Origin of the sequence: Marinilactibacillus piezotolerans (genome assembly GCF_900114235.1) — a bacterium.
Taxonomy (GTDB): Bacteria; Bacillota; Bacilli; order Lactobacillales; family Carnobacteriaceae_A; genus Marinilactibacillus; species Marinilactibacillus piezotolerans.
Genome location: NZ_FOSJ01000001.1, coordinates 105,752 through 125,481 on the forward strand (window position 1 = coordinate 105,752; position 19,730 = coordinate 125,481).

At 35.3% G+C, this 19,730-nt stretch carries 15 protein-coding genes; all 15 read right to left on the reverse strand.

Going from position 1 to position 19,730, the window contains the following annotated elements:
• Positions 1-116 precede the first annotated feature (116 nt).
• A complete protein-coding gene (dnaK, locus tag BM212_RS00535; RefSeq protein WP_072694758.1) occupies positions 117-1,952 on the reverse strand; it encodes a molecular chaperone DnaK in 1,836 nt (611 codons plus the stop codon).
• Between the two features lie 60 nt (positions 1,953-2,012).
• Positions 2,013-2,576: a nucleotide exchange factor GrpE gene (gene grpE / locus BM212_RS00540; RefSeq protein ID WP_091895296.1), complete on the reverse strand. Its 564-nt coding sequence runs from the start codon at positions 2,574-2,576 to the stop codon at positions 2,013-2,015.
• A 23-nt stretch (positions 2,577-2,599) separates the two neighbouring features.
• Positions 2,600-3,628: a heat-inducible transcriptional repressor HrcA gene (hrcA, locus tag BM212_RS00545; protein WP_091895299.1), complete on the reverse strand. Its 1,029-nt coding sequence runs from the start codon at positions 3,626-3,628 to the stop codon at positions 2,600-2,602.
• Positions 3,629-3,779: 151 nt separating this feature from the next.
• Positions 3,780-4,739, reverse strand: a complete 960-nt coding sequence (gene ribF / locus BM212_RS00550) for a riboflavin biosynthesis protein RibF (RefSeq protein WP_091895302.1) — start codon at positions 4,737-4,739, stop codon at positions 3,780-3,782.
• 8 nt (positions 4,740-4,747) lie between these two features.
• Entirely contained in the window at positions 4,748-5,665 is a 918-nt protein-coding gene (truB, locus tag BM212_RS00555) for a tRNA pseudouridine(55) synthase TruB (RefSeq protein WP_091895305.1), read from the reverse strand.
• 147 nt (positions 5,666-5,812) lie between these two features.
• Complete coding sequence (gene rbfA, locus BM212_RS00560) at positions 5,813-6,163, reverse strand: 30S ribosome-binding factor RbfA (protein ID WP_072694753.1); 351 nt, start codon at positions 6,161-6,163, stop codon at positions 5,813-5,815.
• Positions 6,164-6,241: 78 nt separating this feature from the next.
• A complete protein-coding gene (gene infB, locus BM212_RS00565) occupies positions 6,242-8,587 on the reverse strand; it encodes a translation initiation factor IF-2 (RefSeq protein ID WP_072694752.1) in 2,346 nt (781 codons plus the stop codon).
• A gap of 21 nt (positions 8,588-8,608) precedes the next feature.
• Positions 8,609-8,908: a L7Ae/L30e/S12e/Gadd45 family ribosomal protein gene (locus tag BM212_RS00570; protein WP_072694751.1), complete on the reverse strand. Its 300-nt coding sequence runs from the start codon at positions 8,906-8,908 to the stop codon at positions 8,609-8,611.
• Positions 8,901-9,194 carry an RNase P modulator RnpM gene (gene rnpM, locus BM212_RS00575; RefSeq protein WP_072694750.1) on the reverse strand — a complete coding sequence of 98 codons (294 nt, stop codon included), beginning with the start codon at positions 9,192-9,194 and terminating at the stop codon, positions 8,901-8,903. The genes BM212_RS00570 and rnpM overlap by 8 nt, the downstream gene beginning before the upstream one ends.
• A 64-nt stretch (positions 9,195-9,258) precedes the next feature.
• Positions 9,259-10,701 (reverse strand): transcription termination factor NusA, encoded by a 1,443-nt coding sequence (gene nusA / locus BM212_RS00580; protein WP_083540525.1) that lies wholly within the window; start codon positions 10,699-10,701, stop codon positions 9,259-9,261.
• Positions 10,702-10,747: 46 nt separating this feature from the next.
• Positions 10,748-11,218: a ribosome maturation factor RimP gene (rimP, locus tag BM212_RS00585; protein ID WP_226910219.1), complete on the reverse strand. Its 471-nt coding sequence runs from the start codon at positions 11,216-11,218 to the stop codon at positions 10,748-10,750.
• A gap of 177 nt (positions 11,219-11,395) precedes the next feature.
• Positions 11,396-15,727, reverse strand: a complete 4,332-nt coding sequence (locus tag BM212_RS00590; RefSeq protein WP_091895308.1) for a PolC-type DNA polymerase III — start codon at positions 15,725-15,727, stop codon at positions 11,396-11,398.
• A 181-nt stretch (positions 15,728-15,908) separates the two neighbouring features.
• Complete coding sequence (locus tag BM212_RS00595) at positions 15,909-17,618, reverse strand: proline--tRNA ligase (protein ID WP_091895311.1); 1,710 nt, start codon at positions 17,616-17,618, stop codon at positions 15,909-15,911.
• A 23-nt stretch (positions 17,619-17,641) separates the two neighbouring features.
• A complete protein-coding gene (gene rseP, locus BM212_RS00600) occupies positions 17,642-18,913 on the reverse strand; it encodes an RIP metalloprotease RseP (protein ID WP_072694746.1) in 1,272 nt (423 codons plus the stop codon).
• A gap of 26 nt (positions 18,914-18,939) precedes the next feature.
• Positions 18,940-19,722, reverse strand: a complete 783-nt coding sequence (locus BM212_RS00605) for a phosphatidate cytidylyltransferase (RefSeq protein ID WP_072694745.1) — start codon at positions 19,720-19,722, stop codon at positions 18,940-18,942.
• Positions 19,723-19,730 lie beyond the last annotated feature (8 nt).

Below are 19,730 nucleotides of genomic sequence, written 5' to 3' on the forward strand. Positions count from 1 at the left end.
TTAGAATAAAAAGCCAAAAGCACTAAGCTTTGGCTTTTTATTTGAACTATTCGTCTGCTTAGTCAACTTACTACTACCTCTATTTTAGGTAGTAAGTTATTTCCCTTTAAAGAAATTTATTTATCTTCATCGTCAACTTCTTCAAATTCAGCATCTACAACTCCATCGTCTGAAGTTCCTTCACTACCAGCTTCTCCACCTTGTGCTTCAGCTTGCTCAGCTGCTGCTTGTTCGTAAAGTTTAACTGACATTTCTTGAACGATTTCGTTCAATGCATCTCTTTTAGATTTAATTGCTTCGAAATCATCATTCTCTAAAGCAGTTTTTAATTCATCACGAGCTTCTTCAGCTTTTTTAACATCAGCTTCATCGACTTTGCCATCTAAATCTTTCAATGTTTTATCAATTTGGAAAACTAACTGATCTGCTTCATTACGGATTTCAACTTCTTCTTTGCGTTTTTTGTCTGCTTCAGCATTTTCTTCAGCTTCTTTGACCATGCGTTCAATTTCTTCATCAGAAAGACCTGAAGAAGATTTGATTGTAATATTTTGTTCTTTACCAGTACCTAAATCTTTAGCAGATACATTCACGATACCATTTTTATCAATATCAAATTTAACTTCGATTTGAGGTACACCACGAGGTGCAGCTGGTATATCAGTTAATTGGAAACGTCCTAAAGTTTTATTATCTTTAGCCATTGGACGCTCACCTTGAAGTACATGTACATCTACAGCTGGTTGATTGTCAGCAGCAGTTGAGAAAGTTTGAGATTTACTTGTTGGAATCGTAGTGTTACGATCGATCAATTTTGTAAACACGCCACCCATTGTTTCAATACCTAGTGATAAAGGCGTTACATCTAATAACACGATATCCTTAACATCACCAGAAATCACTCCACCTTGGATAGCAGCTCCCATAGCTACAACTTCATCAGGGTTTACAGAACGGTTAGGTTCTTTACCTGTTTCTTTTTTCACTGCATCAACAACAGCAGGAATACGAGTAGATCCACCAACAAGAATAACTTGGTCAATATCTGATTGAGAAAGACCCGCATCTTTAAGTGCTTGACGAACAGGTTGTTTTGTTCTTTCAACTAAATCATCAGTAATTTCATCAAACTTAGCACGTGTTAATGTTACTTCTAAATGAAGTGGTCCTGCTTCTCCCGCACTAATGAATGGTAAACTAATTTGAGTTGAAGATACACCTGATAAATCTTTTTTAGCTTTTTCAGCAGCATCTTTCAGACGTTGTAACGCCATTTTATCTTTTGAAAGGTCTACCCCATTCTCTTTTTTGAATTCAGCAACAAGGTAATCAATGATTTTTTCATCGAAGTCATCTCCACCTAATCGGTTATCACCAGCAGTAGACATTACTTCGAATACTCCATCTCCTAATTCAAGAATAGAAACATCGAAAGTTCCTCCACCTAAGTCAAAAACCAGAATTTTTTCATCTGTATCAACCTTGTCTAACCCATAAGCTAGAGATGCAGCAGTTGGTTCATTAACGATACGATCTACTTCTAATCCCGCAATTTTACCAGCATCTTTTGTAGCTTGACGTTGAGAATCGTTGAAGTAAGCAGGTACAGTGATAACTGCATTTGTTACTTCTTCACCAAGATAGTCTTCCGCATAAGCTTTTAGATGTTGAAGAATGAAAGCTGACACTTGTTGAGGAGAATATTCTTTTCCTTCAGCTTCAACTTTATAATCTTCACCCATGTGGCGTTTAATTGAAATGACTGTATTTGGGTTAGTGATAGCTTGTCTTTTAGCTACTTCTCCAACTTGAATTTCTCCATCTTTGAATGAAACAACAGAAGGTGTTGTTCGGTTCCCTTCTTTGTTCGGAATAATTTTAGATTCTCCACCTTCAAGAACCGCTACTGCAGAGTTTGTTGTTCCTAAATCAATACCAATAATTTTTCCCATGATATACTCACCTTTACTTCATAAATTTTTTGTTTTAATTTTTGAATCTGATTTTAGAATTTACTGATAGACAGCGACTTTTGCTGCACGTAATACACGATCATGCAGTTTATAACCTTTTTCGAAAACCTGTGCGACTGTTCCACTGTCCTCTTCACTATCCGCCGGCACTTGTGTATATGCTTCATGATAATTTGGATCAAAAGGTTTGCCCTCAGCATCAATAACTTCAATTCCTTCTGACTTAAGAGCTTGGTCAATACTTTCAATTACCATTTCAATACCCTTTTTAAGGTTTTTACCAGCTTCATCTTCTACTTGAATTGTAAGTGCTCGTTCCATATTATCAAGAGCGGGTAATAAGTTTTTAGCAAGATCTTGAGAACGATATCTAGTTGCCAGTTCTCTGTCTCGCTGATTCCTTTTTTGAATATTTGCCAGTTCAGCTTGTAATCTTAAATAACGATCTTCTGTTTCGCTTAACTGCTGTTTAGTCTGTTCAAGTTCTGCTTGAATCGGATCTTCTTCATTAACCTCAGCTTGTTCTGCTGTTTCTTCTTCAAGGATTTGATCTTCCAGTTCTTCATTAGAACGACTATTCATTTCTTCATTCTTTTCCTTCATTATTGTCCCTCACTTTTAAATCTCTATTCTAAATAAAACTTGAGTAAAGTATCTGCTAGTTGCTTCCTGAAAACTTCCAATACTCCAAATGTCTGATCATATGGCATACTTGTTGGTCCTAATACCGCTATGATTCCATCACCATGACCATCTACTTTATAGGTAGCTGTGACTAAACTGAAATCATCAAATAACTCATGATTCAATTCTGTTCCGATCTTCACTTCAAAATCTTGTGTTGCTTTACTTAATATTCTATTCAAATCTAACTCATTATCTAATAATTCATATAATGACTTCAATTTCTTCCTATCCATATGATCAGTGAAATCAAGCAAGTTTGTCTTACCAGATATATGCAATCGATCTTCTTTAGGCTGTCCAAAGACTTCTTCGATTGTTATTAACATATCTTTTGCTGATGAAGCATACTTTTCTACTAATAACGGTATATCGTTTTGAAGCTTAAAGTAGACTTCATACAAAGAATATCCAACTAAATGTTGATTGAATATATTTGTTACTTTTTCAATATCTGATTCATTCACTTGCTTTGAAATGCGAAAAACAGTATTTTCTATCGCACCAGTATCAGTTTGAATGATAGCCATAACTTGATGATTATTCAGTAAAACTAACCTAAAGCCGGTTAACTTACTTGTTTTTCCTTGAGGCCCTAAGACAAAAGCAGTATAACTTGTCAATTGTGACAATAACTGAGCAGACTGATGAAATAAGTCATCCATCTGACGAACATGATTACCGAATGCTTTGTTGATCATAACAATCTGATCCTTTTCAACTTGTTTAGGTTGAATAAGATGATCTATATAAAAACGATACCCTTTTAAGGATGGAATTCTTCCTGAAGAAGAATGTGTTTTTTCTATAAATCCCATTTTTTCAAGAGAACTCATTTCGTTTCTGATTGTTGCAGAGCTAGCTTCGATATTTGTTTCGTCTACTAACTTTTTGGATCCTACTGGCAGACTCGTTGAAGTGAAAAGCCTAATGATAGTCTCCAGAATGATCAATTGTCTCTCTGTCAACATGTGCATCATCTCCCTAAGCACGGTTAGAGACATCTTAATTTTTTAGTTGTTCGAGAATCATATAACAATATACTATTCTCATTAAATTAGCACTCGACTTATCCGAGTGCTAACACATTTATAATTTAACAAAAGAGCATCAACTTGTCAACTATAAAATTTGATTTGTTTTGACCTTTGCCAAAACTTCTCTAGAATCTATTTCATCTTGTTGTAATTGCTTGATTAGAGACTCTATAGAGTCGTATCTAATTTCATCTCTAAGATACTTAACCCATTTTATTCGGACATTTTCCCCATAAATTTCTTTTTTAAAGTCAAACAAATGAACTTCAACAGAAAGATTTTTTCTATATCCGAATGTGGGATTATATCCAATGGAAGCCATCCCATCATACCAGACATTATTTACGAACAGCTTGACTGCATATACCCCAATTTTGGGCATAAACACATCTGGATCTGACAATATATTGGCGGTCGGATAGCCTAGTGTTCTACCTCTTGCATCACCATGTATGACAAATCCGCTTGTTTCATATAAATATCCGAGCAGATCGTTTGCTTTCATTAACTTTCCATCAAGGATAGCTTGTCTAATTCGTGAAGAACTGATTTTTTGATTAGAATCATCTTGTTTTTCTATTTTGAAAATATCAAATCTATTTTTAGCATACTGATCAAGATTATCCATATTAGCGATATCTGCTTTACCATAAGTATAATCAAATCCAGCAACGACTGCTTTGGCATGCCAACCTACGATATACTGATCTACAAATTCTTGAGGTGGCAATGAACCGAAACTAGATGTGAAATCTACTTCATACAAAATATCTACTCCCAGTTCTGCAATCAGTTTCTCTTTTCTTTCCATTGTTGTCAGATAAGAATGATATTCAGGATCAAATTTCTTATATACAAAAGCTGGATGTCTATTGAAAGTCATCAATGCTGATTTTATACCTCTTTCATTTGCAATTTGCACTCCTGTTTCAATAACTTTCTGATGTCCTTTATGAATTCCATCAAAAAATCCGAGAATCAAGACAATATCTTCCTGAATAATTTCTGATGGATCATATGGATGATGAATTTTAATAATGTTCACATTGTCACCTACAATTCTGTTCTTAATACTTTAATTGGTTTTAATAAGTCTAATTTATTTGGATGATCCGAATAAATCGCAACAGCTTTTTGTTTTAGATAAAACACTACCGGCATTTTGATATTTTCTGGAACTTGATTTTTAGGAATCAAAGATCCATTTTTTACTTTAGACCACTCTTCTTCATTCAGATGATACGATGAAAAAGAAGTTAAAACAGATTCTAAAGGATTAATTATTTTTTCTAGTTCCGAATCGTCCATGGCTTGCTTAACTTGCGCTAAAGTGAAAGAATCAACTGCATGGTATCCGCCACTTTCTGTTCTCATCAATTTAGACATATGTGACGGATACCCTAAATATTCTCCTGTATCAACTGCCAATGTCCTTACGTATGTCCCTTTACTGCAACTTACTTTGAATGCAAAAGAAGCAGTACTTTCTTCACTATTGTAGGAAATATTAGATATTCGCTCGTAGTTATAGATGTTGACTGACCTTGATGGTCTATCAACTGTTTCTCCAGCTCTTGCATATTCATATAACCTTCTACCATTTACTTTTACAGCAGAATACATTGGAGGGGTTTGAATAATTTCACCAATGAAAGAATCCATCGCTTTATCAATATCCTCTAATTTCAATTGGTCGTCAACTGTTTTACTTAGAACGGTTTCTCCTGAACCGTCCTCAGTTGTTGTGGAATACCCAAGGGTAATTTCACCCTCGTATGTCTTCTTAGAGTTCACCATATATTCCAAAACTTTTGTTGCTTTTCCTATCGCAATTGGTAATACACCTTCTACGTCAGGATCTAACGTTCCTGAATGTCCAATCTTTTTAGTTTTTAAAATTTTCCTCATTTTAAAAACACAATCATGACTAGTCATCCCTTTTTCTTTCCACAAAGGTATGATTCCTTCCAAACGAACCCCTCCACTACTTGTTAATTACGTATACCTTATTCAGATATGTAAATTGACCATACATGGAAAAAGAGAACCCATGTCAATAAAGACAACTGATTCTCTTTCCATTTAGATCAATTAATAATAAAAATGAATATCACTTATTTAATCATTATTTTTTAACTGATTCAATAATTCATCAATGTGATTTCCATATGCTACAGATTCGTCTCTAGCGAAAAATAATTCAGGCGTTTTATGAATAGATAAACGACTTCCCAATTCTTTTCTGATCAATCCTTTAGCTTTAACCAAGCCTTCTTGAGTTTCAGAAACAGTTTTTTCATCTTCACTTAGAGTACTGTAATATACTGTAGCTTGCTGTAGATCTCCAGTAACTTCCACATCAGTAATTGTAATCCCTTGAACTCTTGGATCTCTTACTCTTTTTTGCAAGATATCATTAACTTCTCTTTGGATTTCCTGGGAGACTCGACCAACTCTATAATTTGGCATATTTGCTCACCTGTCCTTTGATCTGTTTTAAACAATGTATTCATAAATAATTTATGAATACATTTAATAATAATAGGATTATCTCTCGATTTCAACCATTTCAAATGCTTCGATAACATCATCAACTTTGATATCATTATAACCTTCTATTGTTATTCCACATTCAAAACCAGTTCTGACTTCTTTTGCATCATCTTTAAATCGTTTTAAGCTAGATAATTCGCCTTCATACTGAACAATTCCATTACGAACTAAACGAATTGAGCTGTTACGTTTGATTACACCATCGCTTACGAAACAACCAGCAATCGTTCCTACCTTAGAAACACTATAGGTTTCTCTAACAGTTGCTTGTCCAGTAACTTGTTCTTCAAATTCCGGATCCAGCATACCTGTCATAGCTGATTCGATTTCATCAATCGCATTGTAGATTACTCTGTGAGTTCTAATATCTACTTCTTCACGGTTAGCACTTTCGCTTGCCTGAACTGTTGGGCGAACGTTAAAGCCAATGATAATCGCAGAACTTGCAGAAGCAAGGGTAACATCACTTTCATTAATTGCTCCAACTCCAGTATGAATAATATTGACTTTCACACCTTCAACTTCAATTTTCTGAAGACTTGAAGCTAACGCTTCAACGGATCCTTGCACATCTGCTTTAATGATAACATTTACTGCTTTGATCTCGCCTTCTTCAAGACTTTCAAACAGATTCTCAAGAGTTACTTTATTTGTTGTAGAACGTTTTGCTTCGTTAGCCGCAGTAGCTCTTGACTCTCCAACTTGTCTAGCTGTTTTCTCATCTTCAAAGACCACAAAACGATCACCAGCTTGTGGAGCAATATTTAACCCTGTAATTTCAACCGGTGTAGATGGTGAAGCATGTTTCACTCTACGTCCTTTATCATTTGTCATTGTGCGGACACGCCCAAAAGCGTTTCCTACAACAATCGGATCACCTTGAGATAGTGTTCCCTCTTGGACTAGCAGAGTCGCAATAGGGCCTTTAGCTTTATCTAATCTTGCTTCAATGACAGAACCAAGTGCCGGGCGCTTAGGATCAGCTTTGAGTTCTTCGATTTCTGCTACTAATAAAACCATATCTAATAGTTCTTCTAGGTTTTTATTGAATAAGGCAGAAATCTGTACGAATATAGTATCTCCACCCCAATCTTCAGGAATCAATTCATATTCTGTCAATTCTTGCATTACTCGGTCAGGATTAGCACCTGGCTTATCTATTTTATTAACTGCTACAATAATTGGAACTTCAGCAGCTTTTGCGTGGTTTATTGCTTCAACTGTTTGCGGCATAACGCCATCATCTGCTGCTACAACAATTATAGCAATATCTGTAATGTCAGCTCCACGAGCACGCATTGTGGTAAATGCAGCATGTCCAGGTGTATCCAAGAAAGTTATCAATTTACCTTTTTCTTCAACTTGATAAGCTCCAATATGCTGGGTAATTCCTCCAGCTTCACCTTCCGTTACGTTAGTATGACGTAACGTATCCAATAAAGTTGTTTTACCGTGGTCAACATGTCCCATAATTGTAACTGTGGCAGGTCGAGTTACTAAATTTTCTTCAACAACTTCCTGATTGAAAAAGGTATCAAAATCAGTTAAGTCTACTTGTACTTTTTCTTCTGTTTCAATTCCATAGTCAGCCGCAAGTAATTCAATCGTATCTTTATCTAATGACTGATTCTGAGTAGCAACGACACCCATCAAGAAAAGTTTTTTAACGATTTCAGCAGGTTCGCGATGAATTTTCTTAGCGATCTCAGCTACTGTATTACCATCAGTATACTCTAATACTTTTGGCAATTCTCTTACTTTGCGTGGAGTTGGAGTAGCTTGAGACTGCTGCTGATTCTTTTTGCCTTTGCGCTTTCTACCAGCTGGTCCACCATTTATTCCACGATGTTGACGAGAACTTCTTCTTTTTTTAGATTGTTGAAATTGCTGTTTTTGTTGTTCATCTGTTGTTCTTTTTTGAACAGTTGGTTCTTGAGTTGTTTTTTGAGTGTTTTTGCTTTGAGTATTATTCGGTTTTTTTGTTGCTCGATTTTGTGTTTGTATGTTATTTTGTCCTTTACTATTTTGTGATTTATCAGCACCAGCACGATTTTCTTTTTGAGTATTCGACTGGTTTCTGACAGAGTTATTCGATTTTTTTGAATTATTGTTCGTTTGAGTATTTTTATTTGGTGCTTTAGTTTTATTTCCAGCTGGTTGACTAGTTGTAGCAGAAGCGGGTTTAACAGCTAAAGCTTTATTCAGTTTTTCAACATCACTGTCATTCATCGTAGACATATGACTCTTATAATCGATACCTATTTCTTTAGCCTTTTCGATTATTTTCTTACTTTCGACATTTTTTTCTTTTGCAAATTCATAGACGCGTTTTTTGCCCATGCAATCACCTTCCTATTCCTATTATTGCAATTTTTGAAGGGACTGTGCAAATCCTCCGTCTGTAATTGCAACCACTGTTCGTATTTTCCCGATAGCTTTCGATAAATCTCCACGACTAAAGTCAGTCAGCACTGGGATACGATAGTGTTCACATTTATTCAAAAATTGCTTTACTGTATTTTCACTTGCATCAGAAGCTAGTACAACAACTTTAGCTTCATGACTTCTGACAGCATTGAGTACTAATGCTTCTCCTGAAATTAAATTGCCTGAACGTTGAGCAAGACCAAGTAAATTTAAACTTTTTTGCTTATTATCCATTTTTCAATTCCGATCTTGCTTTTTGATACTCTACATAAGAGAGTAATTCTTCATAAAAAGCTGCATCTATTTTCGTGTTCAGCGCTTGATCAAGAGAGTTTTTATTTTGAGCTTGCTTTACTAGGATTGGATCAAGAGAAATATAAGCCCCTCGTCCATTTTTTTTCCCAGTGGGATCAATTGAAACATTTCCTTCTTTATCTCTGACCAATCGTACCATCTCTTTTTTTGGCTTCATTTCGTTAGAAGCCACACATTTTCTCATTGGAACTTTACGTTGCCGCATACTCATCCCACCTTTAACAAAACTTAACAAACTACTTTAGACTACATCTGTCAGACAGTTTGAATTAAGAGTTCTCTTCATCAGTTTCTTCGCTGATTTCTTCAATTTCATCTATATCAATCTCAGCATCGATTTCTTCATCCATACCATCTCTTTTTTCTGCGGATTGAATCATATCTTCCATGTCTTCTGGATTTAATTCACCTTTTTCAAAGTCACCATCATTTAGTGGATCTAATGGTTGTTGGTCCATACCAGTTGCCACTTCTTCAGCATATATATCTGAATTATTATTTGCTGCATCTGAAACTTGTATTTCGTCTATATCTTCAACGTCTACACCGGCCGCAGCATCAAAGAAAGATTGATCTGGATTTTCCAAAGAATCTACCTCTTGCTCTGCTACTTCTTCTCCATCATTCAACGCTTCAAAAAATGAGTCATTTGTTAGATCTTCAGCTTCTTCTTCCAAGTTACTCATATCGCTTTCTGATTTGATATCAATCTTAAAACCTGTTAATTTAGCAGCCAGACGAACATTTTGTCCTCTTTTACCAATTGCTAAAGAAAGCTGATAGTCTGGAACTACGATTACACAACTTTTATTTTCTTTATCAAACATTACTTCAAGCACTTGAGCAGGATTCAATGCATTTTTGATAAATATTGCTGGATCTTCATCCCATTCTACAATATCCATATTCTCACCATTCAACTCATTAACGATTGCTTGTACTCGAGTTCCTTTTGGTCCAACACAAGTTCCAACTGGGTCTACATTTTCGTCTCGAGACATAACAGCAATTTTAGAGCGATCTCCTGCTTCGCGAGCTATTGATACAACTTCCACTGTACCATCGAAAATTTCGGGTACTTCTTGTTCGAAAAGACGTTTAATCAAATTTGGATGGGTTCTACTGACAAATACTTGTGGTCCCTTAGTAGAGTTTTCAACATTACTTACATATACCTTGATGCGGTCATGTGTATGGTAACGTTCATTTTCTATCTGATCACGTTTTGATAAAACAGCTTCAACCTTACCTAAATTGATATATATAAAACGATTATCTTGTCTTTCAACCGTTCCAGTCATCAAATCATCAGCATACTCAATATACTCATTATATACTATTGAGCGTTCAGCTTCGCGCATTCTTTGCATAATCACTTGTTTAGCTGTTTGGGCAGCAATTCTACCAAAGTTTTTTGGTGTGACTTCGAATCTTATCTTATCACCGACTTCATAAGCTTTGTTGATTTCAAGCGCATCAGTCAAACTAATTTCTAATTGTGAATCATATACTTCTTCCGAAACTTCTCTGACTTGATATACTTTGATTTCTCCGTTGTCATCATCAAATTCAACTTCGACATTCTGAGCTGTTCCATAATTACGTTTATATGCAGAAACTAATGCAGCTTCTAATGCCTCAATAACGACCTCTTTGGAAATACCTTTTTCTTTTTCAAGTGTTTCAAGGGCTGCTACTAACTCTTTACTCATCATTTTACTCCCTTTATTAATTTTTTTCATCTAAGAACAAACAAAATCAGAATTTAATAGCTAATCTTGCTTTAGCAATATTGGATCTGTCAATTACTAACTCTTTCTCTCTAGTCTTGATTCTGATAACTAATGTGAGTGAGTCTTCGTTCAATTCTTTCAAAGTGCCTTCAAATGTATTTTCACTTTCAATCTGCTGGTACAAAGAAACATGTATATATTGACCTAGTGCTTCTTCAAAATCTTTTTCTTTTTTTAAAGGTCTTTCTGCACCAGGTGAGGATACTTCCAGATAATAAGGATGGGGAATTGGATCAACTTTCTGTGAATCCAATGTTTCTCCTATTTTCTCGCTGAAACGAGTACAATCGTCCAGATCAATGCCACCGTCTTTATCTATATATAAACGTAAGAACCAATTTTTACCTTCTTTAACATATTCAACATCAACCAGCTCATATCCTATTTGTTGTGCAATCGGATCCGCAATGGCTGTTACTTTATCTACTGTACTCAAAAAGCATCTCCTCTCAATCATTTTTATGGCTAATTTTCATTTTTTCATTAAAAAGAGTGAGCGGAATGCGCTCACTCTAAAAGAATATTACTTTACTCATAGACTATTTTACCATATATCCCCTATATACGCAACTTGCATGCTATTTCACAGTCTTTAGAAAAATCAAAATATATATTAAATATCAAATAAAGATAATTGGTTTTCGTCTGGGAGATGTTCTAATACACCATTTAAATCCATATACTCAATTACTGTTTTAGATACTTTTCCTCTTTTTGAAAGATCTTCCTTAGAAAGAAATGGACTTTCTTCTCTCGCTTCAACAATTGCATTTGCTACGCTTCCACCTAATGAAGGTACACATCGAAAAGGAGCTAGTAAAGAATCCCCTTCAATAATAAAATCTGAAGCATGTGATTTTTCAATATCTACCATTTTGAAGTTAAATCCTCTTTCAACCATTTCGTTCGCTAATTCAAGCACAGTTAGTAGATTTTTTTCTTTTGTCGAAGCATCTAACCCTTTATCTGTTATTTCTTTCATTTTTGCCTTTATTGAAGCTTTTCCTTGACTCATCGCTTTAAGATCAAAATCACTTGCACGAATAGAAAAGTAAGCAGCGTAATAATATAAAGGATGATGTACTTTAAAATAAGCTACTCGTAATGCCATTAAAACATATGCTGTAGCATGAGCCTTAGGAAACATATATTTAATTTTAAGGCATGAATCAATATACCATTTCGGTACATTATTCTCACGCATGATCTGCTGCCATTCTTCAGGTATTCCTTTCCCTTTACGAACATGTTCCATAATCTGAAAAGCAATACTATCATCGATTCCTTTGTGCTGCAGATAAACCATGATATCATCTCGACAGCCAATAACTTCTGATAGTGGTATATTCTGTTGGCGAATCAACTCTTCAGCATTTCCAAGCCATACATCTGTCCCATGAGATAAACCAGAGATCTGTAGTAACTCTGCAAAAGTTGTTGGATTCGTTTGCTCCAGCATTTGGCGAACAAATCGCGTTCCGAATTCAGGAACGCCAAGTGTGCCTGTTTTCGAATATATCTGACTTTCATCTACCCCTAATACTTCTGTACCGCTGAAAAGCTGCATTACACCCGGATCGTTAACTGGTATTGTTTTAGGGTCTATACCTGACAGATCCTGGAGCATTCGAATCATCGTAGGATCATCGTGTCCTAATATATCTAATTTTAAAACGTTATCATGGATTGAATGAAAGTCAAAGTGAGTTGTCTTCCAATCTGAATTCTGATCATCTGCTGGATATTGAATTGGTGTAAAGTCATATACATCCATATATTCAGGAATTACGATAATTCCTCCTGGATGTTGGCCTGTAGTTCTCTTGACTCCAGTTAATCCTTTAGCTAGTCTATCAATCTCAGCCGAACGAATTGTCATTTGATTATCTCTCTCATATCCTTTAACAAATCCAAAAGCCGTTCGATCTGCTATAGTGCCAATTGTTCCAGCCCGGTAGACATATTCTTCTCCAAATAACTCTTTTGTATAATGATGGGCTTTAGCTTGATATTCTCCTGAAAAATTCAAATCAATATCAGGAACTTTGTCTCCATTAAAGCCTAAGAAAGTTTCAAAAGGAATATCATGTCCGTCAGTTACCATCTGCTGATCACAATTTGGACAGGTCTTCGGTGGTAAGTCAAATCCTGATCCTACTTCGCCCTCAGTGAAGAATTCAGAAAATTTACACCCAGGACAGCGATAATGAGGTGGCATAGGATTTACTTCAGTTATTCCCGTCATAGTTGCTACAAAACTTGATCCAACTGACCCACGTGATCCAACAAGATATCCATCATTTACGCTTTTATGAACTAACTTTTGAGATATCAAGTAAATTACAGAAAATCCATTACCTATAATACTGTCCAGTTCTTTCTCTAATCGTTTTTCAATAATCTCAGGTAGTGGATCTCCGTATAACCGGTGTGCTTCGTTATAACTCATTTCACGGATTTCTTGCTCTGATCCTTCCATTTTGGGAGTAAACAGGTCGTGTTTAACCGGTGAAATGTTTTCATCAACACTAGCAGCAATATTTTGAGAATTCGTAACTACAACTTCTTTAGCTTTTAATTTACCTAAGAAAGATAGGTCTTCTAGCATTTCATCAGTCGTTCTAAAATGAACTTCAGGATTTTTAGACTTATTAAAGCCGCCTTTGTTTAAAGTTTCAAGTAGTATATCACGGTAAATTGCATCTTCAGGGTTTGCGTAATGTACATTACCAGTAGCAACTACAGGTATAGATAATTCTTCCCCAATTTTCACAATGTTTGATATGATATCTTCTAAATCTTTTTCAGAATTTATCATTTCACGATCTAATAGATGTTTGTAAGCACCTTTAGGCATAATTTCAAGATAATCATAATGTCTAGCTAATTTTTTTGCTTCATCAAATCCTTTTTGCATCATCGCTTCAAACACTTCACCTTGAGCACATCCAGAACCTACAATCAGACCTTCTCTATATTTCTCAAGTAGAGATCTTGGTACTCGAGGAACTCTATAGAAATATTCAGTTAAAGAAGTTGAAATTAATTTAAATAGATTTTTCAATCCAATTTGTGATTGTGCAAGTATTGTAATATGACTAGGTCGTGTTCTTTTGTAAGCATCACCTTGGCCCATGTAATCGTTTAGTTGACGATGGATTTCAATTGAGTACTCTTCCGAAGCTTCTTTAAGAAACGCCCAAAGTAAATGTGCGGTCGTTTCAGAATCGAAAATAGCCCTATGATGCTGTTCTAAAGCCACACCATAACGCTTCGCCAATGTATTCAGGCGGTGTGTTTTAAATGTCGGATGTAAAAATCTAGAAAGTTCTAGCGTGTCAATTACCGGAAGCTTGGAAACAGGCATTTCATTTTTCTGATAACCTGTATTCAAAAATCCTATATCAAAGCTGGCGTTATGAGCGACTAATATCGAACCCTCACTAAAAGCCTTGAACTCTTCTAGTACTTGTTTTTCCGTTTTAGAACCTTTAACCATATCATCTGTTATTCCAGTAAGATTGATTGTGGTATCAGATAAAGGATGACCTGGGTCAATAAACTCCTGAAATTCTTCTATAATATTGCCTTTATGCATTTTAACAGCTGCCAACTCTATTATATTATCATAGATAGCAGATAATCCTGTCGTTTCCACATCAAATACTACATATGTAGCTTCCGGAAGGTTATCATCTGAAACGTTATAAGCAATTGGAACTCCATCATCAACAAGGTTTGCTTCTAGCCCATAAATGATTTTAACATTGTGCTTCTTGCCTGTGGTATGAGCATCTGGATAAGATTGTGCGACACCGTGGTCGGTAATTGCAATAGCTTTATGTCCCCATTTAGCAGCTTGTTCAACTAAATTAGTTGCAGTGATCGTTGCATCCATTTGACTCATTGTTGTATGCGCATGTAATTCAACCCTTTTTTCATCAGCTGGTTGTGTATCTTCTCTTTCTACATGGCTGGTTTCCTGAACATCTTGAGCATTAACAACTAAATCTCTCATAAATGTATCTTCTTGAACGCTGCCTCGAACTTTCAACCACATACCTTTTTTGATGTTCTCAAATATTTCTTCATCTGAAGCATTATTGGAAAATTTCTTACAGGTAAAGGAAGAGGTATAGTCGGTAATTTTGAATATCAGTAATTTTCGTTTAGAACGCAGTTCTCTTACCTCGACATCAAAAACATAACCTTCAAGAGTAACGCTTCTTTCTTCTTCAACTATCGTACTCATTTGTCGAACCGGATCATTTTCTTGAATGTTTCTGCCTAGTTTAACTGGTCCTGATGGAGCTGCTTCTTTTCTTTTTTCTTTATTGATATTAGCTTGCTCAATATTTTTAGTTAATCGTTCAGCTAATAATAAATCTTCTTCTTCTTTTTGCTGTTTGAAAGCAGTTAACTTCTCATCACTAATTTTTTCATCAATTATTGCATCAATTTTGAATTGCTTCGGAAATCCCATTTTAATATATTGTTCTGCTATTTTCGGGAAAAAATCTTCTTGAAACTTGTTTTTTGTCAACTCATGTTCGATATAAAATAACACTTTCTGTCCCTTTAATTCAGGATAGCTATTTTCAAATATATCATTACATAATGGGGAATCAACTTGGCTTTTCTTACAGGCTATTCTCCAATAGTTGATTAATTTTTCGTTAGTCACAATCGGCTCACTCGTTAAAATAATTAATTCGATTTGAGCAATTTCTTTAAAGCCTCTTTGAAGTTGATCATGTAACAAAATATATGTCTCAAATGGTAAAATATCAGCAAATTTCAAAGTGATTTGCCAAGTTTTAGAGTGCTTGTGGACTATCACTGATTCCACTGAGCCGCCTTCTAATCCAATCCTCTGATCTGGGGTTGGATTTAAATTGATTTGCTGAAGAAGTGTTTGAAATAATTCTTGCTGATTTAGACTCAAAATAAGTGCCCTCTTTCTCGATCTTTGCTTACAAATAAAAGGAGAATCCATCAATAAGCCAGGCATAATAAATAGTCTATTCTATAGAAGAGAATCGTTTCTTCAAGGTTATGAATGTGACGATTCTTCTCTTCAAAATAGAAAACGATTATGAATTGCTTCGGTTTCTCCTCAACTACAATTATTCACTATGATTTAAAATGCTTAATGTATCAATCAAATCATCTTTTTTAATTTCAACCATTTCGCCGCTTTTTCTAAACGTCACTTCTACAATACCCTCTGAAGCTTTTTTACCAACGGTTATACGCACTGGAATACCGATGAGTTCAGCGTCCTTAAATTTTACCCCTGCACGTTCTTGTCTGTCATCAATCAATACAGAGAGTTCTTTAGCTTCAAGCACTTCATACAATTCATGTGCTAATTCTCTTTGTGCATCGTCTTTCATCTGAATCGGTATGATATGCACATCAAATGGTGCAATTGAATTTGGCCATATCAAACCTTTTTCGTCAGCGTTTTGTTCGGCTACCGCTGATAGCAAACGACTCACACCTATACCATAACTGCCCATGATTACTGGAGTTTGTCTTCCATTATTATCTAGAACAGTTGCATTCATTGACTCTGAGTATCTTGTACCAAGTTTAAATATGTGTCCAATTTCGATTCCTCTTGCAAATTTAAGTTTACCCCTGCCATCAGGAGACGGTTCATTTTCATTTACGACTCTCACATCTGCATATTGATTAGGTATGAAATCTTTGCCTGGGTTTACATTTATATAATGTTTGCCTTCCTGATTCGCTCCTGATACTGCATTTACTATATCTTGAACATATAAATCAGCTATAACAGTAACTGCTTCATTTAAATTAACGGGGCCAACATAACCTGCTACTGTTTGGAACAGTTCTTTTACTTGGTCATCTGTAGCTGGCTCAATATCTTGAGCACCTACGATAGTCCGTAATTTTACCTCATTCACTTCGTGATCCCCACGAACAATTGCGAGTACTGGTTTTTGCTCATCAGTAACATACAAAACAGATTTCAATACTTGATCAAGTTTTACATTTAAATAATCTGCCACTTCTTTAACAGTTTTAGTATCTGGTGTGTCTTTTAGTTCGATATCATTTTGAACTTTTATTTTTGGTTGAGACTTGTAAAGACTCGTCGCCATTTCTAAATTAGCAGCATATTCGCTTGAATCAGAGTAGACGACTACATCTTCTCCAGCTTCTGCCAATGCCATAAATTCAATGGAGTCTTTTCCACCCATTGCACCGGCATCTCCGATAATTGATCGGAAATTCAACCCAACACGGCTAAATGCATTGGTATACGCTTCAGCAATTTGATTGTACGATTCATCTAGACTCTCGTAACTGTCATGGAACGTATAAGCATCTTTCATAATAAATTCTCGACCACGCATTAAACCAAATCTAGGTCTTTTTTCGTCTCTAAATTTTGTCTGAAACTGATAAAGCATTAATGGTAATTTTTTGTATGATTTCACTTCATCTTTAATTAAACTTGTAAATGTTTCTTCATGTGTTGGACCCAAGATAAAATCACGTTCATGTCGATCTTGTAATTTAATCAAATCTTCGCCATAAGTTTCATATCTACCGGATTCTTTCCATAAATCAGCAGGCAATAAAGTTGGCAGAAGCATTTCTGAACCATCAATCTTATCCATTTCTTCTCTAATAATTGCTTTAATCTTTTCAAGTACTCTATGAGCTAATGGAAGATACGTATAAATTCCTGAGGATAATTGTCTTATATATCCTGCCCTTAGTAAGAGCTGATGGCTAATTACATCAGCATCATTTGGCGTGTCCCTTAAAGTTGGAACAAATAGTCTTGATTGTTTCATGAATTAAATCTCCTTTAAAATTACTAATTTAAGAAAAATGTTTGAATATCATTCCATGTTACAGCTAGCATTAAAACGAGTAGAAATCCCACCCCTATCAGTGTAATGATACCCTCTTTTTCTTCACTGATTGGTTTCCTGCGAATGCCTTCAACGATGTTTAAAAGTAATTTACCTCCATCAAGCGCTGGGATAGGTAATAAATTCATAATCCCAAGGTTAACACTTAAGTAACCGATGAAGCTAATAATACCAAACAATCCAGCCTGAGCTACATTCTGACTCGTCGCAAAGATTGCAACTGGACCACCCAGTTTATCAATACTGAATCCTCCAGTTAGAAATGATCCTAATATAACAACAATTTGCGAAATGATTTGCCATGACTGTGTAAAGCCATAGGTGATTTTACTACTTAAAGACCGATCGAGATAAGTTTGAACTCCGATTCTACCAATTTGATTCCCTTGACCATCGTCTACAGATTCTGGAGTAATATTTTTTTCAACAATCATTCCATTCTGCTTCTCAATTGTGAAAAGCATCTCTGTTTCAGGAGATTGTCCTACGACAGTAACCATTTGATTAAAAGAATCAATTTCAGTATTATCAATTGAAAGAATACGATCCCCATTTTCAACATTTGCCTCAGCTGCAGGCGTATCTTCTTGAACCTCTCCAATTAATGCTTCACTTGATGGTACATACCCTTGGATAAAAGCCAATAGACTAAAAGCTATAATCGCCAATATAAAATTGTTCAAGGGTCCTGCAAAATTCGTGAGCATTCGATTGATTAAAGATGCTGATTGAAATTGTCTGTCTTTCGGTGCGATCTGTAAAATCGTTCCATCTTTTTCAACGAGCAATGCGGTTCGAGTAACAGAATAACTGTGCACCTCGTCAGCTTGTCCTTCAATTCTGCCTTCTATAAATAATTTTTCTTCGAGATCGAAGTTTGTTACTTCTATGGGAATACTGTTTACATTCTGCAACTTATTTTGAAGATCAATTTTTTCAACTTTATTTTCTTCATTAAAAAAAAGTGAGACCGGCATTCCCGCTCTAAGATCAGCTTCTTCATAGCCTGCCATTCTTACATATCCACCAACTGGAAGTAATCGAACAGTATAAGTTGTTTCGCCTTTTCTATGATAAAAAAGCTTTGGTCCAAATCCGATTGAAAATTCTCTTACTAGTATACCCGCTCTTTTAGCAAAATAAAAGTGACCAAATTCATGCACAATAACGATAATACCGAAAACGAGTAAAAAGACTAATATAGTTTTAACCATTTATGCTCTCCTTTAATACCTTGTAATTATACTAATCCCATAATAAACATTACTGATAAAACGAACAGTAAACTATCAAAACGATCTAAAATACCCCCATGTCCAGGTAGTATATTACCTGAATCTTTAGTTCCAAAATGTCGCTTAATCGCAGATTCAATTAAGTCCCCAATTTGTCCGGCAATTGAAAGTACTACTACTAATGGCAGCATTAAAAGGATCGGCCAACTGGTAGGGAATAATAAAAGATAAATAACTGATACGATCATTGCAATAACAATACCCCCGATAGAACCTTCAATTGTTTTGTTTGGAGAAATAAGAGGTGCAAGTTTTGTTTTCCCGAATTTCCTACCAACTAGATACGCTCCTGTATCTGTTGACCAAATGATCAGTAAGGACAATATCAATAAGTGAATATTTGTTTCTCTAATCAATATAAAAGAATGAAATCCTGTGCCAATATATAAAATACCCACAAATGATATACCAACATCTTCGATTGTATAATTTTTAACAACTAAGGTCAGTGATATCAGCATTAGTATCAGTAATGCAAATAAAGAACCATTTTCTGGTAAAACTGGAAAAACTTCTAATATTCTATTATATAAAATCACAAATATAAGAGCTATTGAAGAAACTAAGGTAGGGATGGAAATAGGGTTTATCCCCTTCATTTGATGAATTTCCATTAATGCAGTGATAGCTAATAAAACTATAAATCCTTCCAGTACCCATGAACCAATATAAATAATCGGTACAAAAAATAAAAGAGCAATAATTGCTGTCATAGAACGCTGTTTCATCCGTCTCC

What these genes read in the sequence shown, in the direction of transcription:
- BM212_RS00605 (WP_072694745.1), bottom strand. Translation starts at nt 19,722, where the DNA reads ATGAAACAGCGTTCTATGACAGCAATTATTGCTCTTTTATTTTTTGTA.
- rnpM (WP_072694750.1), bottom strand. Translation starts at nt 9,194, where the DNA reads ATGCGGCAACGTAAAGTTCCAATGAGAAAATGTGTGGCTTCTAACGAA.
- dnaK (WP_072694758.1), bottom strand. Translation starts at nt 1,952, where the DNA reads ATGGGAAAAATTATTGGTATTGATTTAGGAACAACAAACTCTGCAGTA.
- BM212_RS00570 (WP_072694751.1), bottom strand. Translation starts at nt 8,908, where the DNA reads ATGGATAATAAGCAAAAAAGTTTAAATTTACTTGGTCTTGCTCAACGT.
- nusA (WP_083540525.1), bottom strand. Translation starts at nt 10,701, where the DNA reads ATGAGTAAAGAGTTAGTAGCAGCCCTTGAAACACTTGAAAAAGAAAAA.
- hrcA (WP_091895299.1), bottom strand. Translation starts at nt 3,628, where the DNA reads ATGTTGACAGAGAGACAATTGATCATTCTGGAGACTATCATTAGGCTT.
- rbfA (WP_072694753.1), bottom strand. Translation starts at nt 6,163, where the DNA reads ATGCCAAATTATAGAGTTGGTCGAGTCTCCCAGGAAATCCAAAGAGAA.
- BM212_RS00595 (WP_091895311.1), bottom strand. Translation starts at nt 17,618, where the DNA reads ATGAAACAATCAAGACTATTTGTTCCAACTTTAAGGGACACGCCAAAT.
- infB (WP_072694752.1), bottom strand. Translation starts at nt 8,587, where the DNA reads ATGGGCAAAAAACGCGTCTATGAATTTGCAAAAGAAAAAAATGTCGAA.
- grpE (WP_091895296.1), bottom strand. Translation starts at nt 2,576, where the DNA reads ATGAAGGAAAAGAATGAAGAAATGAATAGTCGTTCTAATGAAGAACTG.
- rseP (WP_072694746.1), bottom strand. Translation starts at nt 18,913, where the DNA reads ATGGTTAAAACTATATTAGTCTTTTTACTCGTTTTCGGTATTATCGTT.